Annotated in this window: 14 protein-coding genes; 8 read left to right on the forward strand and 6 right to left on the reverse strand. The window is 60.7% G+C overall.

What is annotated here, in order from left to right; all coding sequences use genetic code 11:
* Positions 1–46: 46 nt before the first annotated feature.
* A complete protein-coding gene (locus J2J99_RS25580) occupies positions 47–520 on the reverse strand; it encodes a hypothetical protein (protein WP_168301383.1) in 474 nt (157 codons plus the stop codon).
* A gap of 248 nt (positions 521–768) precedes the next feature.
* On the opposite strand from J2J99_RS25580, the gene J2J99_RS25585 reads away from it, so the two are divergent.
* Positions 769–1,950: a Fic family protein gene (locus J2J99_RS25585; protein WP_168301382.1), complete on the forward strand. Its 1,182-nt coding sequence runs from the start codon at positions 769–771 to the stop codon at positions 1,948–1,950.
* 84 nt (positions 1,951–2,034) lie between these two features.
* On the opposite strand, the gene J2J99_RS25590 is transcribed toward J2J99_RS25585, so the two are convergent.
* The 4 genes from J2J99_RS25590 to J2J99_RS25605 form a co-directional block, all read right to left on the reverse strand.
* Positions 2,035–2,781: a GntR family transcriptional regulator gene (locus J2J99_RS25590; RefSeq protein WP_168301381.1), complete on the reverse strand. Its 747-nt coding sequence runs from the start codon at positions 2,779–2,781 to the stop codon at positions 2,035–2,037.
* Between the two features lie 169 nt (positions 2,782–2,950).
* Positions 2,951–4,081 (reverse strand): sugar phosphate isomerase/epimerase family protein, encoded by a 1,131-nt coding sequence (locus J2J99_RS25595; RefSeq protein WP_168301380.1) that lies wholly within the window; start codon positions 4,079–4,081, stop codon positions 2,951–2,953.
* Between the two features lie 68 nt (positions 4,082–4,149).
* Entirely contained in the window at positions 4,150–5,025 is an 876-nt protein-coding gene (locus J2J99_RS25600) for an amino acid ABC transporter permease (protein WP_168301379.1), read from the reverse strand.
* Positions 5,026–5,030: 5 nt separating this feature from the next.
* Positions 5,031–5,960 (reverse strand): ABC transporter substrate-binding protein, encoded by a 930-nt coding sequence (locus J2J99_RS25605; protein WP_168301378.1) that lies wholly within the window; start codon positions 5,958–5,960, stop codon positions 5,031–5,033.
* 574 nt (positions 5,961–6,534) lie between these two features.
* Between J2J99_RS25605 and J2J99_RS25610 the strand changes: the two genes are divergently transcribed.
* Genes J2J99_RS25610 through J2J99_RS25635 form a run of 6 tightly spaced genes read left to right on the forward strand, consistent with a single transcriptional unit; the run spans position 6,535 to position 12,518 of the window.
* Positions 6,535–7,647, forward strand: a complete 1,113-nt coding sequence (locus tag J2J99_RS25610; protein WP_168301377.1) for an ABC transporter ATP-binding protein — start codon at positions 6,535–6,537, stop codon at positions 7,645–7,647.
* A gap of 55 nt (positions 7,648–7,702) precedes the next feature.
* A complete protein-coding gene (locus J2J99_RS25615; RefSeq protein WP_168301376.1) occupies positions 7,703–8,746 on the forward strand; it encodes an ABC transporter substrate-binding protein in 1,044 nt (347 codons plus the stop codon).
* Positions 8,747–8,756: 10 nt separating this feature from the next.
* Positions 8,757–9,584 (forward strand): ABC transporter permease, encoded by an 828-nt coding sequence (locus tag J2J99_RS25620; protein ID WP_168301375.1) that lies wholly within the window; start codon positions 8,757–8,759, stop codon positions 9,582–9,584.
* Positions 9,577–10,395: an ABC transporter permease gene (locus J2J99_RS25625; RefSeq protein WP_168301374.1), complete on the forward strand. Its 819-nt coding sequence runs from the start codon at positions 9,577–9,579 to the stop codon at positions 10,393–10,395. The genes J2J99_RS25620 and J2J99_RS25625 overlap by 8 nt, the downstream gene beginning before the upstream one ends.
* A gap of 34 nt (positions 10,396–10,429) precedes the next feature.
* Positions 10,430–11,854: a Xaa-Pro peptidase family protein gene (locus tag J2J99_RS25630; RefSeq protein ID WP_168301394.1), complete on the forward strand. Its 1,425-nt coding sequence runs from the start codon at positions 10,430–10,432 to the stop codon at positions 11,852–11,854.
* Between the two features lies 1 nt (position 11,855).
* Positions 11,856–12,518 carry a flavin reductase family protein gene (locus J2J99_RS25635; protein ID WP_168301373.1) on the forward strand — a complete coding sequence of 221 codons (663 nt, stop codon included), beginning with the start codon at positions 11,856–11,858 and terminating at the stop codon, positions 12,516–12,518.
* 174 nt (positions 12,519–12,692) lie between these two features.
* Here the strand turns inward: J2J99_RS25635 and J2J99_RS25640 are convergent, their stop codons facing one another.
* Complete coding sequence (locus J2J99_RS25640) at positions 12,693–14,060, reverse strand: MmgE/PrpD family protein (protein WP_168301372.1); 1,368 nt, start codon at positions 14,058–14,060, stop codon at positions 12,693–12,695.
* A 39-nt stretch (positions 14,061–14,099) separates the two neighbouring features.
* Here J2J99_RS25640 and J2J99_RS25645 point away from each other — a divergent pair, with 39 nt between their 5' ends.
* Complete coding sequence (locus J2J99_RS25645; RefSeq protein ID WP_205919176.1) at positions 14,100–15,074, forward strand: LysR family transcriptional regulator; 975 nt, start codon at positions 14,100–14,102, stop codon at positions 15,072–15,074.
* Positions 15,075–15,101 lie beyond the last annotated feature (27 nt).

Below are 15,101 nucleotides of genomic sequence, written 5' to 3' on the forward strand. Positions count from 1 at the left end.
ACAACAGACTTTATCCAGCGGAATGCATTTCTTGCCGAGACCGTTGCTATAGCGGTTCTGGAAAAGGACTGATCGGCTTCGGTGCAGGTCCACGCGGTGCGAAAGCTGAGTGAGCAGCATTGTCGCCTTCGCCGACGCGATGCGGCTTTCTGGTTGAGGAGGCGGTGATTGTCTTTTTGTCTTGATCTGATTTCTTAGAGCGAAGGGTCTGCTTCCGAGTTTTTAGGTCTTCGACAGCCGGCGGTGCGCCTAGCCATCGGATGATCGCATCCAAGCCTGGCCGCATCTGCTTTTTCAGTTCTGTCGTCAACTCGGCTTCGATCCCACACGCCTGACCGATCGTCGTCCAGTCGATATGGCCATTCAGGAGCGGGGGCGATTTTCGATAGATGATGAAACTGACTAGGTAGGGCCGAATATTCTCCAGTACCCTTTTGGACGCAATCAGCGCGATACGCAGCTCGCAGAATTCTAATATCTTTCGCTGAAAATGACGTGATAAAAGGTCGTTTTTGGTCATGCTCTTTCCGTTTCTCTCGGCGTTAATCCCGAGGGCGAGCGGGAATATGAGGTGAGCTTTAAGAAAGGATGTACCGGGTCTGACACGGTGAATGTTGCCTCATCAGCATTATCCCTTTACTCAGATCACTCTGGATCAGCGCTCTGGACTTCGTGTCTCCGCGTTAATTAAGCGCGCTTATCTAAGTCTGTGGCTTAATTAAATGAAAAGCGTCTTGCTTAAATAACGAGCGAGCCCGATAGTGGGTTATGTCAGATTCCCAATCCAAAAATCGCTTGGGTCGCTTCGTCGAGACGACCGCTGCCAGTGAAACAGTATCGGCTTTCGTACCTCCACCTTTGCCGCCCGAACCGGCGATCGATGTGCTTTCATTGCTGGAGCGTCTCAGCTTGGCTGAGCGCGCGCTAGGACGCTTGGATGGCATCACAATGCTGCTGCCGCGACAGGAGCTGTTTCTCTATATGTATGTGAGAAAGGAAGCTGTTCTCTCCTCGCAGATCGAAGGAACGCAGTCGACGCTTTCCGATCTCTTGCGGTTTGAAACCGAAGCTCAGGCCGGGCAACCGGTTGATGATATCCGTGAAGTCTCCAACTATGTCGATGCCATGATGTATGGTTTGGAGCGGCTGGAAACGCTGCCCATGTCATTGCGTCTGATCCGCGAAATGCATGCCAGACTCCTACAAAGTGGACGAGGTGGCTCCAAGGATCCAGGAGAGTTCCGCCGCTCGCAAAATTGGATTGGTGGTACGCGCCCCGGTAACGCACTCTTTGTGCCGCCACCCCTCACTGAAATGGCCGGTTGCCTGGATGCTTTCGAGCACTTCATCCATGACGACCGATCGCGGCTACCAGCGCTGATCAAAGCCGGCCTGCTGCATGTGCAGTTTGAAACAATCCATCCTTTTCTCGATGGCAATGGTCGTATCGGCCGGCTGCTCGTAACCCTATATCTCTGCATGAACGGCGTTCTGAGAAAGCCGCTGCTATACCTCAGCCTTTACCTGAAGTCCCATCGGCGAGAATACTATCGGCTACTGCAAGAGGTTCGCGAACAGGGAAACTGGGAAGCCTGGCTAGACTTTTTCCTGGCCGGCGTGGCCGATACAGCCAATCAGGCTTTTGAGGCCGCGACTCAGATCGTCGCTCTTTTCAAGGAAGATCGGGAGCGGATCACTATGGAGAGTGATAGAGCAGGGTCGGCGCTACGCATTCACGAGCTTTTCCAGCAGAATCCTTTTCACACGGCGAACCAGATTGTCCAGATTACAGGTTTGTCTGCGCCAACGGTCAACGCAGCGCTCGCCGATCTCGAGCGCTTAGGCATCGTTGATGAAGTAACCGGCCGCAAGCGAGGTCGCGTATTCAGCTATCGAAGATATCTTGCAATTCTAAGCGAAGGCACCGATCCTCTACCCCTCAGTTCATGACAAATTGATGGATCGATGGTTCTATTTGCATCGCGGCGGACACAAGCGCTCATGTTAATACGAAAGCACTACCGCCGGATCAATTCACGAGAAATTCTCGAGCACGGCCATGAACGTGTGCCGGTCACCCTGTCCTTCGGTCAGGCGCACGCGCCCCTCGATGTCTGCTAGGTGATGATCCATTAGGTCCTGCGCTTTGGCGAGATCCTTCGCTTTCAGCGCCGTAACGATCATGCGATGGTGATCGGCGCCGCAATCGTCTTTGCGGTCTTCCTCGTAGAGAGCCATCACGAGGGAAAGGCGCGCGACGACCTTCGAGAGCATCTCCGTCAGCACCGGGTTGCCGGCGAGATCGGCCAGCACGATGTGGAATTTTCCGGACAGAACCGTCTTCGATTTCTCGTCACCATGGCGATGAATGTGCTCCTCCTCGTCCGTCAACCTTTCGAGGGCATCCAGTTCGTCGGATGTGGCTCGAAGGATGACGAGTTCCAGGAGCATCCGTTCCAGCTTCCGGCGTGCCTCGAACAGGTTCTTCGCCTGCTCGATGCTCGGTTCGGCAACGAAGGTGCCACGGTTCCTCTTGCGCTCCAGAAGATGGTCGCTTTCGAGCACTCCGAGTGCGCCGCGGACGACGGTCCGGCTGACGCCGAAATGCTCGGCGATCGCCTCTTCGAGGATCTTGGTGCCCGGCTTCAGCGCGCCTTCGCCGATCGCCGCCGCCAGCGTGTTGCGGATGCGCTCGGAGACGTCGTCATTATCGACGGTCTCTGTCGTGCCATTCGTCGTGGCGGGGACGGCTTTCAGGTTTTGGCGACGCGTCTTCTTCATGTTTCCTCTCCGGACCCATCCATGAGCTCGGGCCTGCACAAACAGCAACGATCGACTCGATATCGGTATGCTGCAATTATTTCCATAAGAATGTTCGTGCGCAATTCATTGGTGCCACATAACTGGCATGTGGCGTCGGCGACCGAGGCCGCCAACGCCATCACGAACGTCAGGCCGCCTTCCGGTTCGTTGCCGCCGTGTTCAGGGCGATCCCCTTGTCCTTGCAGATCGTCTCGATACGACGTGCCGACTGCCTGATGAAGGCGATCGCCTCGTCGAAGCCGTAGGACTGTTGCTCATAGGTTGGATAGCCATACTGGCTGGCTTCGTAAGTTTCCCAGTCCGGGACCGCGCCGGATGCGACGCGCGTCTCATAGGCATCCACCAGCGCCATGTAGGCGCCGAGCTCCTCGGCCGTGAGATCGGGATGGCCTGCGCGCCAAATGGGGTCGTCGATCTGGATGCACTGGCGCGGATTGGCCTTTCGCGGCCTGTCGGCGACGGAGGCTGCGACCTCCAGCGAGAGGTTGAGCGCGGGGTTGGCTTCGGCGAGGATCGGCAGGATGGTCTCGAAATCGACGATACCGCCGCCGACGGGCCGGGTCTGGAAGTCGAGGCCGCCGGGCGCGCGGCCGACATAGGCGTCCTTGATATGCGTCTGACGGACGAAGGGGGCGAGGCGCTTGGCCGCGAAGACCGGATGCTCGGCCCGCTGCAGGCCATTGGCGGTGTCGAAGACGGCGCCGACGCAATCTGGGCCGACCTTCTCGATCAGCCGCAGGATCTCGAAGGAAGTGATCTCGTCATGGGTTTCGATGTTCAGGTGTGCGCCATGCGCGCGAGCGACCGGCGCAAGCTTCTGCAGAACCTTCTCGATGCCGATCAACTGCTCTTCCCAGGTGATGTCGGTCCGGAAACGGTCATTGGCCAGCCGGCCGCGATATTCGGACTTGAAGTTGCCGGGTGCGACCCAGAGCTCGAAGCAACCGATGGCGGCGCTCGCCTCGATCATCCGCGTGAAGCCGGCGATGATGTCGCCGCCGCCGGCAGCTCTCAGAGCCGGTTCCTCGGCGCTGCAATAGGGATTGATCTTGCCGACGCCGCTTTCGAGGTAGAGGCCAAGTTCATCGGCCTTCGCCCTGATATCGCGCAGTTCGCCGATGTCGAGCGTCGGGCTCATGTCCAGCGCCGTCGAAAAGAAGATGCCCGAAAGCCCGAGCTCCTTGACGTGGTCGAGGCTGCCGAGCGGGCCGCGCTTCTTCGATTCCGGCAGTTTGATATTGTCGATGCCAAGCTTCATGTTGGACTCCTTGTCGTTTCCTGACAGACCTCGCTGCTCTGGCGAGGCCCTTCGTTATTGGTTGGTCCTCAGGCGCGTTTCGCGTCGCGGCGCTTGTCGGCGCCGCTGCGGAATTTGGGCTGGAGGGTCTTTTCGAGATAGTGCTGGCCGATCGACGCCACCGTCGTGATCGCGAGGTACCAGATGGAGGCGACGAACAGCAGTTCGATCACCAGGAAGTTGCGGGCGTAGATGACCTGCGCCTGCGTCAGCAGGTCCTGCATGCCGATGACGGAGACGATGGCGCTCGCCTTCAGCATGCCGATCGCCTGATTGCCGGTCGGCGGGACGATGAGGCGTGCGGCTTGCGGCAGGATGATCGTCCGGAACGTCTGCCGGGGCTTCAATCCGAGTGCCGTCGCCGCCTCGCGCTGCCCGCGGTCGATGGCTAGAAGGCCGCTGCGGATGATTTCCGACATGTTGGCTGCCTCGTGCAGCCCGAGCGCCAGGAAGCCTGCGAGCGCTGGCGTGACGAGGTCGTTGATCGAGATGCTGTAGTGTCCCACCCCGACCTGCGGAATGAAGAGCGCGATATTGAACCAGAGGAAGATCTGGACGATCAGCGGCACGCCGCGAAACCACCAGACGAAGCCTGCGGCAATCGCCTTCAGAACGATGTTGGTCGACGTCGCCATGACGGCGAGAAGGCAGCCGAGGCCGATGCCGAAGACCATGGCGCCAGCCGTCAGCTCCAGCGTCAGAAGCACGCCGCGCAGGATCGAAGGATGCACGAGATAGCGCGGGATCTCGGACCATTGCACGCTCTGGCTCTGCGCGACGACGCTGCCGAGAAGCACCAGCGCGAGGATCGCGCTGGCACCGGTTGCGAACTGTCCCCACTTGATCGACCGCATGGCCGGTGGCGGCAGGCTCATTGTCGTTGTCTGTGCGGAGAACAGTGCCATTGGGTTCACTCCGCGGGCATGCTGGCGGCGTCGTTGACCTTGACAGTCTTCACCGCGAGCGGGCCGAGGCTCCACTTCTTCATGATCGTCTCGTAGGCGCCGCTGTCGACCATCTGCTGCAGGGCGGCGACGAGGGTGTCGCGGAGCTCCGGATTGTCCTTTGCCGTCAGCATGCCGAGATAGCCGGCGGCAAGACGGATATGGGGAAGCGCCTGCAGGCCCTTGCCGTTGCCGGTCTGGTGTTCGGTCGTGTAAACGCTGGTCGCGTAGCCGTTGACGGTGGCGTCGGCACGGCCGGTGCGCACCGCCTGTAGCACGTCGGGCATCTTCGGGATCGCCATGATGTCGATCGGCGTCTTGCACTTCGCCGAGGCGGCCTCGACCATCTTGCCCTGGAAGGTGCCGACCGGAACGGCGACCTTCTTGCCGCAGAGGTCTTCCATGCTCTTGATGTCGAGCGGGTTGTCCTTCATCGTCATGATCGTGGTGGCGTCGTACATGTAGTCGATGACATCGACCTGCTTTTCCAGCTCGACATCGTCATTGATGCCGGAGATCGTCATGTCGAAGCGCTTGGACAGGATGGCGGGAACGATGGCAGCACCTGCGCCGACATCCGTCATCTGGACGTCGAGGCCGAGGATCACGCCGAGGGCTGCGGCGATATCGGCGTCGATGCCGACAAGTTTGCCGTCATCGTCGTGGAAACTGATCGGCGGGGTCAGGTCGGTCGCGACCTTTAGTACGCCCGATGCCTTGATGGAAGCGGGAAGACTGTCCGCCAGCTTCTGCGTCAGCGCCACGCCGGGGAGTTTGGCAACCTCAGCCCCTGCCATCTTCTCTGCTGCGCTTTCTGCGGCATGGGCGGACAGCGCCATGAGAGTGACGAGCGCGGTGGCGATGCCGTCCTTCAGGATTGTCTGCACGTTCTTCATGGGATCCCTTTTTCGATTTTGCCATGCATGAATTCTCTGGGATCTTCCAAGCAATCACCGTGCCAGTTCACCTTCGCGACATCAAGCGATTGAATCTGAACGTGTAAATATTCGACGCGTTTCTCCGAACAAAGTTTCGCATATTATTTCGCATGATTGTTTGAAATAACAATGATTAAAAAATTGCCCTTGCGTCGATTTTCTGGGCGAAAGCCGCCGCAAGCCTCGCTTTTTCCCTCCTGCCTGTTCTCTTGCTGATGGATGATGGCCGGCGAGATTGTCTGTTTCCCGCCTGGCGAGGCGGCCATCAAGTCGATAAATGAGCAGAATTCTGCACGATATCGAACATTTATGGCAAAACTTTACGCAAAATAAATTCCAAACTAAATGTCGGAATTTTATAATCAGAAACTTTCGCAACTTTGTAAATCATTAAAATATCTCTATAATCAGATAGTTGCGCCTTTGTCTGTCGTCATTCTTCGAATCTGGCACGGCCCTTGCAATTCCCTTTCCATGAACATGCTCCGGCGTTGGAGCGCTCATTGACACCACGCAAGATCAGGGAAGCCACATGCTGGATATCGCAAAGACTACCGATCGTAAGCGGCTCAGTGTTCGGGGCGTTACCCACAGCTATGGCGGCCAGAATGCCGTCAGCGACATATCCTTCGATATCGAGGCCGGCGAGATCGTTGCGCTTCTGGGGCCGAGTGGCTGCGGCAAGTCGACGGTGCTGAGGGCGATCGCCGGCCTCATTCAGCCGAAGGCGGGCCGCATGGTGCTCGGCGACAACGACCTTGCCAATGTCTCCGCCCGCGCACGGGGCATCGGCATGGTCTTCCAGAACTATGCCCTGTTCCCGCATCTGACCGTTGCGGAAAACATCGCCTATCCGCTCGCCTGCCAGAAAGTGCCGCGTGCGGAGCGAAACGCGCGGGTCGAGGAGATGCTCTCGCTCGTCCGGCTCGATGGTTATGGCAACCGCCTGCCGCGTGAGCTCTCGGGTGGGCAGCAGCAGCGTGTCGCCGTCGCCCGCGCTATCGCGGGCCGCCCGTCGCTGCTGCTGCTCGACGAACCCTTCGGCGCGCTCGACCGGGCATTACGCTTCGACCTGCAGGTCGAGCTCCTCCATCTGCAGAAGACACTCGGCATCACCACGCTGATCGTCACCCACGACCAGGAAGAAGCCCAGAGCCTCGCGAGCCGCCTGGTGCTGATGAACAAGGGCAATGTCGAGCAGATCGACACGCCAATGGCAGTCTACGACAGGCCGAAGACCCTGTTCGTCAACACCTTCATCGGCCAGACCAATGTTCTCCATGGCACTGTTGCCGAACTCGGCGAAGGTAGCACAGTCATCGCTCTGAAGAGTGGCGAAAACCTCGTCCTGCCGCGCCGCCTAAGTTTCACCACAGGCTCGGATGTCACAATCACCTTCCGGCCCGAAGAGGTCCGCCTGATGACGCAGCCAGGCGTGAACGCGCTTGCCGCGCGCGTCACCGTTTCCGTGCCGCTCGGCCCGACGCTGATCCACGACCTCGTGCTCGATGACGGCACTAGCCTGCGCGCCTCCGAGGTGCGCGGTCCCGGCACCGCCATTCCCGATATCGGTGCCCAGCTCTTCGCAGAGATCGACACCCGCAGGTGTCACGTATTTCCGGCCGAACCGGAAAGCATCCAGTGAATGCCCCCTTTGGATGCCCAGAGAATGAACAACGACAACCAACAGAGGTGACAGCATGAACGACTTCAAAATGACCCGCCGCCATTTCGGCCTTCTCGCTGCCGGCGTTGCCGCGGCCTCCGCAATGCCCTTCGCTGCCCGCGCGGCTGCAGGCGAAACCGCCATCGCCGCGACCTTTCCGGGCAACTGGGAAGACGGCTATCGCAGCGTTCTCAGCCCACTCGTCAAGGAAGCCGGTTACGGCCTGACCATCGCCCCCTCGATGGCGCAGGACCAGCTCGCCAAGGTCATGGCAAGCCCCGGCAACCCGCCTTACGACACGCTGCTGATGTCGCCCGGCCAGATGGCCGTCGCCATCGAGAACGACATCATCCAGAAGATCGACCCGAGCCGCCTGAAGAACTGGGGTATGCTCGATCCGGCCTTCCAGGGTGAATACGGCCCGACGGTGACCATCGAGGTCAACGGCATCGCCTACAATCCCGATCTCGTGCCGCGCCCGAAGGGCTATCGCGACCTGTTCGAAAACAAGGCCTATAGCGGTCTGGTTTCGTGGACCGGCTTCGGCTCGAACACCGCCGTCATGGCCTATACGGAAATGGCGAAGATCTTCGGCTCGGGTCCGAACGACATGGATGCGGTCTTCAAGCTGTTCAAGGATCATCCTGAGCATCTGAAGGGCGTCGTCGACAGCACTAACCACCAGATGACGCTGTTCCAGCAGGGCGAGATCGCCGTCTTCATGTGCTCGACCGGCAACGTCGCCCGCCTGAAGTCGATGGGCCTCAAGGCGCAATATGTCGCCCCGGAAACCGGCGCGCCGGCAGCGCCTGTCAACATCCACCTGACCAAGGGCGCGAAGAACCTCGACGCGGCCTATGCCTATATGGACGCCGCCATCTCCAAGGCCGCGCAGGACAAGCTCAAGCTGCCGCCGACCGAGATGTTCCCGACTAACAAGGACGTGGCGCTGACGCCCGAGATCGAAGCCTATGTGACGCGCGAGCAGCTCGGCAACATGGTCTATCCGGACTGGGTCGCCATCAACAAGAACCGCGCGGACTGGATCCGCCAGTTCGACGCGCTCGTCGCAGGATGAGGAGAGCACGATGAAGGCGGGCGGTTTTCCATACGTTATCCCGATGCTGTTGCTGTCGGTGGCGTTCTTTGCGACGCCGCTCGCCGTTCTCGTCGGTTTCAGCTTCACAGGCCCTGAAGGGGCAACGCTGGCCAATTATGCCAGGTTCTTCGGGGACGCGTTCAATTTTCGCGTCCTCATCAATACCGCACGGCTGGGGCTGGAGACGGTTGCCGCCACGGCGCTGCTCGGCGTGCCGATCGCCCTTCTCTACTGGCACAGCGGCAAGACGGCGCGGCAGGTGATCATCTTCCTGACGCTCATCCCAATGCTGACCAGCAATGTGGTGCGCACCTTCGCCTGGATCGTCATCCTCGGGCGCCAGGGGCCGATCAGTGAGGCGCTTATGGGGCTCGGCCTGACCGGCAGCCCGATCAGCCTGATGTTCACAGAACTAGGCCTCGTCATGGCCATGTGCCAGATCGACCTGCCGCTGATCATCCTGCCGCTCGTCGCCATCCTGTCCCGCACGCCGGTTCAATACACCGAAGCGGCGCAGGTCTCCGGTGCCGGCCCGTGGCGCATCTTCGTGACCGTGCTCATCCCGCTGATGCTGCCCGGCCTTTTGGCCGGCTGGATCCTGGTCTTCGCCAGCACCAGCAGTTCCTTCGTCACGCAGGCCGTTATCGGCGGCGCGCGCAACGTCTATGTTCCGCAGCTCATCTATCGCGAAGTCGGCACGCTGTTCGACTGGCCGCTGGCATCGGCGATCGCCGTCGTCCTGCTTCTCTCCACCGGCTGCCTGCTCGTCGCAATGACCATGATTTCCCGTCACAGGAGACTTGTCGGCCATGGCTGATAGACGCGAAAACCCCATCCCCGGTCTGCTCTACAAGCTCTTCGTCTTCGGTTTCGGCACCTTCGCCGTGATCTATCTCGTGGCGCCGATCGTCATTGCGTTGACCATGTCCTTCACCTCGGACCAGACTCTGAAATATCCGCCCGAGGGCTTCTCGCTTCGCTGGTACGAGGCGCTGCTGGATCCCGTTCGCTCCGCGACGGAACATGCCGCCGCCTTCAACTCGCTGAAGATCGCAGGCCTCGCGGTTCTCGGCTCGCTGCTCTTCGCCGTGCCCGCCACCATCGGCATGAGCCGGATGCGCAAGGGCACGGTCGGCGCGATCGAACCTCTGCTTTTGTCTCCACTCGTCCTGCCCAGCCTCGTCTACGGTCTGGCGGCGCTGATCGTCGCCAATTTCATCGGCTTCCAGCCGTCGCTCTGGCTCACAGTCGCCGGCCATGTCGTCGTCTTTGGGCCGCTGATGTATCGCGCAGCCTCGGTCGTCGCGCAAGGACTCAATCCCTCGCTCGCCGAGGCATCGACCGTCATGGGCGCATCTTGGTTCACCACGCTGCGCCGGGTGACGTTGCCGCTCTTGATGCCGGGCATTCTTGCCGGCGCGTTCCTGGTCTTCATCCAGTCGCTGGACAATGTCTCGATCTCGCTCTTCCTCGCCGATGCCGAGACCACGGTTCTGCCGCTGCGCACGTTCGCGCTGATCGAAGAATCGCTCGACGTTCGCGTCGCCGCGATCTCGGGCATCCTTATCGGCCTCACCCTCATCGTCATGCTCGTCGCAAGGCGCGTTCTCGCGCCGCGTCAGGCCTGATCAAACTCCAATAATAATCTGGAAGGAAACACCCATTACCCCTAGCGCAACCAAGTCAGGATCCTACCGCGTCGGATCGCTGCTCGCCGACTTTCAACCGGATTTCGATTTCAACGCGCCGCTGCCGCTGCCTGTCGAGGAGTTCGAGGATCGCCTGCGCCGCATCCGTCGTCAGGCCGTGGAAGCCGGGCATGATGCGCTGATCGTCCATACGGGCAGCGTCGGCTGGTTCCATGCCTCCAACCACTATCTGCGCTACATCTGCGACTGGATGCGCGAGGGCGTTCTGATCATCCCGACAGACAGCAACAAGCCGCTGACGCTTCTCTCCTTCTTCACCCAGTCGGTTCTTCTGCCGCCGGGCGGCGAGCCGGTGCTGGTCGAGGACATCTGGCAGATCGGTCCGATCGGCCGCGAATATGCCGACCGTCCCGGCGACAGTGTCGTCAAGACCGCCGAGAAGTGCGCCGAACTCTTGGCCGGCATGGGGCTCGCGAAGGCGCAGATCGGCCGCATCGGCGACCGGACGTCGCTGACCTTCTGGGCGGCACTCGACGAATTCATGCCGAAGACCAAGTTCGTCGCCGACAATGCCATTCTCGACCGGACGCAGAAGGTCCGCTCGCCGCGCGAGATCGGAATGTTCCGCGCCGCCGCCCAGCTCATCAGCATCGCCACCCAGGCGGCCTATCATGTCGCCAAACCCGGCGTCACCGACCATGAAATCTACGCCGCCTTTACCCAGGCGCAACTCTCTTACGGCGGTGAGACTGGCGACGGCTACCAGATCGGCATCAATGAGTTCGGTACCCATTGCGGCAAACCCTATGGCCATGTTGTGCGGCCGGGCGACCTGATCAATCTCTATGTCTCAAACGTCACCTATCGCGGCTACACCGCCCAGACCGCCCGCATGATCGCGGTCGGCGGGATCACCAAACGGCAGGAAGAGGTGCTCGAAGCCTGCATCGAGGGCGTCAAGCGCGCTGAAAGGCTGATCCGCCCCGGTGCCCTGATGCGCGACGTCAACAACGCGGCCTTCGAGCCGATGATCGAGCGCGGAATGCTGGCCTCGCCCGAGGCGCGCACCATGCCCTACAACTGGGCGCCGATGGACGATGGCAGCGCCCGCCTCATCCCGCGCCAGTATGTGAAGAACATCGACTGGGAGGCGCAGGGCCGCAAACTCATGCACGTCTACCCGGCGACGCACGGGCCACATAATCCCAACCTTGGCCACTCGGTCGGCATGGCCGGAGGGCAGAACAGCTTCAACATCTCCTCCCACAATTACGACCGGATGGAGGAAGGCATGGTCTTCGTGCTCCATACGCAATGGCTGGAGCCGCTTTCGGCCGGCTGCAATGTCGGCGACATGTATGTCGTCACCAGGGATGGGTTCGAGAACCTCTCCCGCCATACTCCGCTTGAAACCCACCGCATCGCGGCCGAGGCCTGATATGTCCGACCATACCCATTTCGACTTCTCCAGCCTCAACGAGCGCGAGCGCTACAAGATCCTGATCGGCACTGTGATCCCGCGGCCGATCGCTTTGGTCACGACTGTCAGCAAGGACGGCCAGCCGAACGCCGGCCCGTTCAGCTTCTTCAACGTGCTCACGCACGATCCGGCCATCGTCGCCATCGGCGTCGAGAACTATGCCGACATGCGCTTCAAGGACACCGCCCGCAATATCCGCGAGACCGGCGAGTTCACCGTCCACATCTGCGACAACGCGCTGGTCGAGCAGATGGAAATCTGCGCCATCAAGTTCGGCCCCGAGGTAAACGAGATGGAGGAGGCGGGCCTCGCGACGGTGCCCGGCGGGATGGTCCGCAGTCCGCGAATCCTGGCAGCCCCGGCAGCGCTCGAATGCCGCCGCCACACAACCCTGCAGGTCGGCCCGGCCCGCGAGATCATCCTCGGCGAGGTCGTCGGCGTCTTCGTCCGCAGCGATGCGGTCAATGCATCGAACCTGCATATCGACCAGCAGATGATGGACACCGTCGGCCGTATGGGTGGGCATACCTATGCCCGCACACGCGACCAGTTCGACATCAAGACGCTGACCCCTCAGGAATGGGACGGCCGGAGGGCTGGTGTGAAGACGGCGGCAGAATAAGACTACCACGGTTACAGAGACTTAGGCGGCGTGAATAATGAGGAAGGCATGGGTTGATGGTTCAAATCCCATCAAGAGCAAGGATCAAACAAGTTTAACTTCGCTCCGAAGAGTTTGTCCCGCAGCTGTCCCTCGACCCAAGCTTGGCGATCTAATGGCGCTTACTTTTCGGGATCAGTCGCCATCTGAGATCAAGTTCCAGAATGCGTTGTCGCTGGTCAGGTTTTCAATATAGGCCAGATGGCGAAGCTGCAGGAAAGAGGCACCGGACCCATTCCGGTTTCCCCAGTGCAGGCAGTCGATAAATTTGACTTCACGTTCATGAACGCTCATCGGCGCTTCGAGCGATCCCTTCGCATGCAAGCGAGACTTGTTCAAAATCCGCCCGTCGCGCATCGTCACCGTGACGACATGCGGGAGGCGCTCCACGCCTTTTTCCTCATCGGCCGAATAAGACTGCATTTCGATGCGCGGCATAAATTCCCGGATTTCCGGCCGTTCGATCTCCTGCCGCGTAAAATCCGAAAGGCTAAGAGACCCCTTGAGGAAGGCTGTCGCCAGGCAATATTGCATCGAGAAGCGGGCTTGCATCTCGTCAGCGGGGTTGGGATAAGCGAGGTTGCGGGCAGCGGATATGCCGACTTTCGTCTCGATCCCGGCAATGTCGCCCGTCAAAAGCCCATGCTCCTGCTTCAGATCCAGAAGCGCGTCGATCGCGCGATGGGTCGAAGCGCAGCAGGGATGGCGCTTGGTCACCACGCCCCGGCTTTCGATGATATGCTGCTCCTCGAAGGTCAGGCCGTCCCAGCCCTTGGCTTCGTCGCCCCCGAAAAGATCGAGGAAGCCTTGCGGCCGTTCGAGGATATCCAGCCGCCCGCTGATACCCGCCAGCGCCATGCGCGCCGCGTCCACGGCATTGCGCGCGGCAATGCCGGCGTGAAGCGGTTTGGCTGTCGTGCCGAATTGCCCTTTCGGGCCGCAGGCGAAGCTCGTCGCGAGGCTCATCGCCGCGGCGAGGCTCTTTTCGTCGGCGCCGAGAAGCTGTGCCACGCCAGCCGCTGCCCCTATGCTGCCGACCGTCGCCGTTGCGTGCCAGCCCCTGTTGTAGTGAGAAGGATTGACGCCGAAGCCGACCGCCGCCTGCGCTTCCAGCCCGGCCAGATAGGCCTCGAGAAACCGTCTTCCGCTTTTGGCCCTGCCGCTTGTCAGAACCGCCAGCAGCGCCGGCACCAGCACCGCGGAAGCATGCGCCCGCGCCGGATGGAAATTGTCGTCGAAATCGAGTGCATGGGCCGCGGTTGCGTTGATGAGTGCGGCGAGCGAGGGCGAGGCGGAGCCGCCGGTGACGAGCCGCGCTTCGCCGCTTCCGGCGATTTCCCCGTTGAAGGCGCGGGCGAGCGCGGCAACGCTTTCATCGCCCCTGCCTGCAATCATGCAGCCGATGGTGTCCACCACGGCATCTCTTGCCCGGTCCATGGCGAGCCTCGAAAACGTCGTTCGGGACAGGATCTGTTCCGCGATCTTCCGGAGAATGGTGGCCATTGACGAAAGTCTTTCCGTGCGTTTGGTTCTCCGCGGAAAATGTTCAACTTTCCTCAGCTCCGCAATCTTATGCGGTTTGCGGGTAGGGCTATCGGTATTGGAGATAGAATGGCGCGAGACACGAGTGCGGCGATCAGCCTGAAGCATATCGAGGCCTATGACGCCATCGCCGCGACGGGCTCGACGATCGCCGCTTCGGTCGAGCTGGGGATCTCGCAATCGAACGCCAGCCGCCTGTCGCAGCAACTCGAAGACTATCTCGGCGTCCGGTTGTTCGAACGGGAAAAGAACCGGCTTCAACCGACCCGCGAGGGGCTGCAGCTCGGCCCGGAAATCCGGGCCATTTCCGATCGGCTGCGCGCCTTGAAAACCGCGGCCATGGAGCTCGAGAGCGGCCGGTCGCGCGAGATCATGCTGCGGCTCGCCTTTCCCGCCAGCCTTTCTTCGACGCGCATTCCGAAGCTGGTGAAGAATTTTCTCGCAACGAATGGCCCGATGCGCGTCGAAGTCGCATCCGGCAGTTATCTTGCAATAGAGCGGATGGTGGCCGACGGCGAGGCCGATCTCGGTTTCGCGCGTCTGCCGCTGATGAGCCCGGGATTGAAACAGGAGAAGATCCTGTCATCGCGGATCGTTTGCGTGCTGCACAACGATCACCCCAAGGCCGGCAGCAGCCTGCTGTCGGTCGGCGAACTGAAGGGGCAGGATCTGATCATGCTGAATAGGGAGCGGCCGGTTCGCCATGAGCTGGAGGCATTGTTCTACAAGGCCGGCATCCGTCAGCGCCCCCTGCTCGAAGCACATTCGGTGGCGAGCGCCTGTGCGCTGGCCGCACAGGGGCTCGGCATTGCGCTGGTCGGCGAGATCATCGCCCGCGAATATGCGGCGCTGCCGCTGCAGTTCATTCCGCTCGAACCGGAACTGCCGGTTGCCTACGCGCTGATCAGCGGAGAGAAATTTCCGATGCCGAAGGCCGCCAGCCTCTTCCTTCAAAGCATTTCGGACTGGGCATGACGACGGTGCTCAAGCCGTTCCGGGGGA

This window comes from Rhizobium binae (assembly GCF_017357225.1).
Lineage (GTDB): Bacteria > Pseudomonadota > Alphaproteobacteria > Rhizobiales > Rhizobiaceae > Rhizobium > Rhizobium binae.

Bases quoted from the DNA above. Each gene is read 5' to 3' on its own strand.
- J2J99_RS25580 (WP_168301383.1), bottom strand. From the start codon at position 520: ATGACCAAAAACGACCTTTTATCACGTCATTTTCAGCGAAAGATATTA.
- J2J99_RS25585 (WP_168301382.1), top strand. From the start codon at position 769: ATGTCAGATTCCCAATCCAAAAATCGCTTGGGTCGCTTCGTCGAGACG.
- J2J99_RS25590 (WP_168301381.1), bottom strand. From the start codon at position 2,781: ATGAAGAAGACGCGTCGCCAAAACCTGAAAGCCGTCCCCGCCACGACG.
- J2J99_RS25595 (WP_168301380.1), bottom strand. From the start codon at position 4,081: ATGAAGCTTGGCATCGACAATATCAAACTGCCGGAATCGAAGAAGCGC.
- J2J99_RS25600 (WP_168301379.1), bottom strand. From the start codon at position 5,025: ATGGCACTGTTCTCCGCACAGACAACGACAATGAGCCTGCCGCCACCG.
- J2J99_RS25605 (WP_168301378.1), bottom strand. From the start codon at position 5,960: ATGAAGAACGTGCAGACAATCCTGAAGGACGGCATCGCCACCGCGCTC.
- J2J99_RS25610 (WP_168301377.1), top strand. From the start codon at position 6,535: ATGCTGGATATCGCAAAGACTACCGATCGTAAGCGGCTCAGTGTTCGG.
- J2J99_RS25615 (WP_168301376.1), top strand. From the start codon at position 7,703: ATGAACGACTTCAAAATGACCCGCCGCCATTTCGGCCTTCTCGCTGCC.
- J2J99_RS25620 (WP_168301375.1), top strand. From the start codon at position 8,757: ATGAAGGCGGGCGGTTTTCCATACGTTATCCCGATGCTGTTGCTGTCG.
- J2J99_RS25625 (WP_168301374.1), top strand. From the start codon at position 9,577: ATGGCTGATAGACGCGAAAACCCCATCCCCGGTCTGCTCTACAAGCTC.
- J2J99_RS25635 (WP_168301373.1), top strand. From the start codon at position 11,856: ATGTCCGACCATACCCATTTCGACTTCTCCAGCCTCAACGAGCGCGAG.
- J2J99_RS25640 (WP_168301372.1), bottom strand. From the start codon at position 14,060: ATGGCCACCATTCTCCGGAAGATCGCGGAACAGATCCTGTCCCGAACG.
- J2J99_RS25645 (WP_205919176.1), top strand. From the start codon at position 14,100: ATGTTCAACTTTCCTCAGCTCCGCAATCTTATGCGGTTTGCGGGTAGG.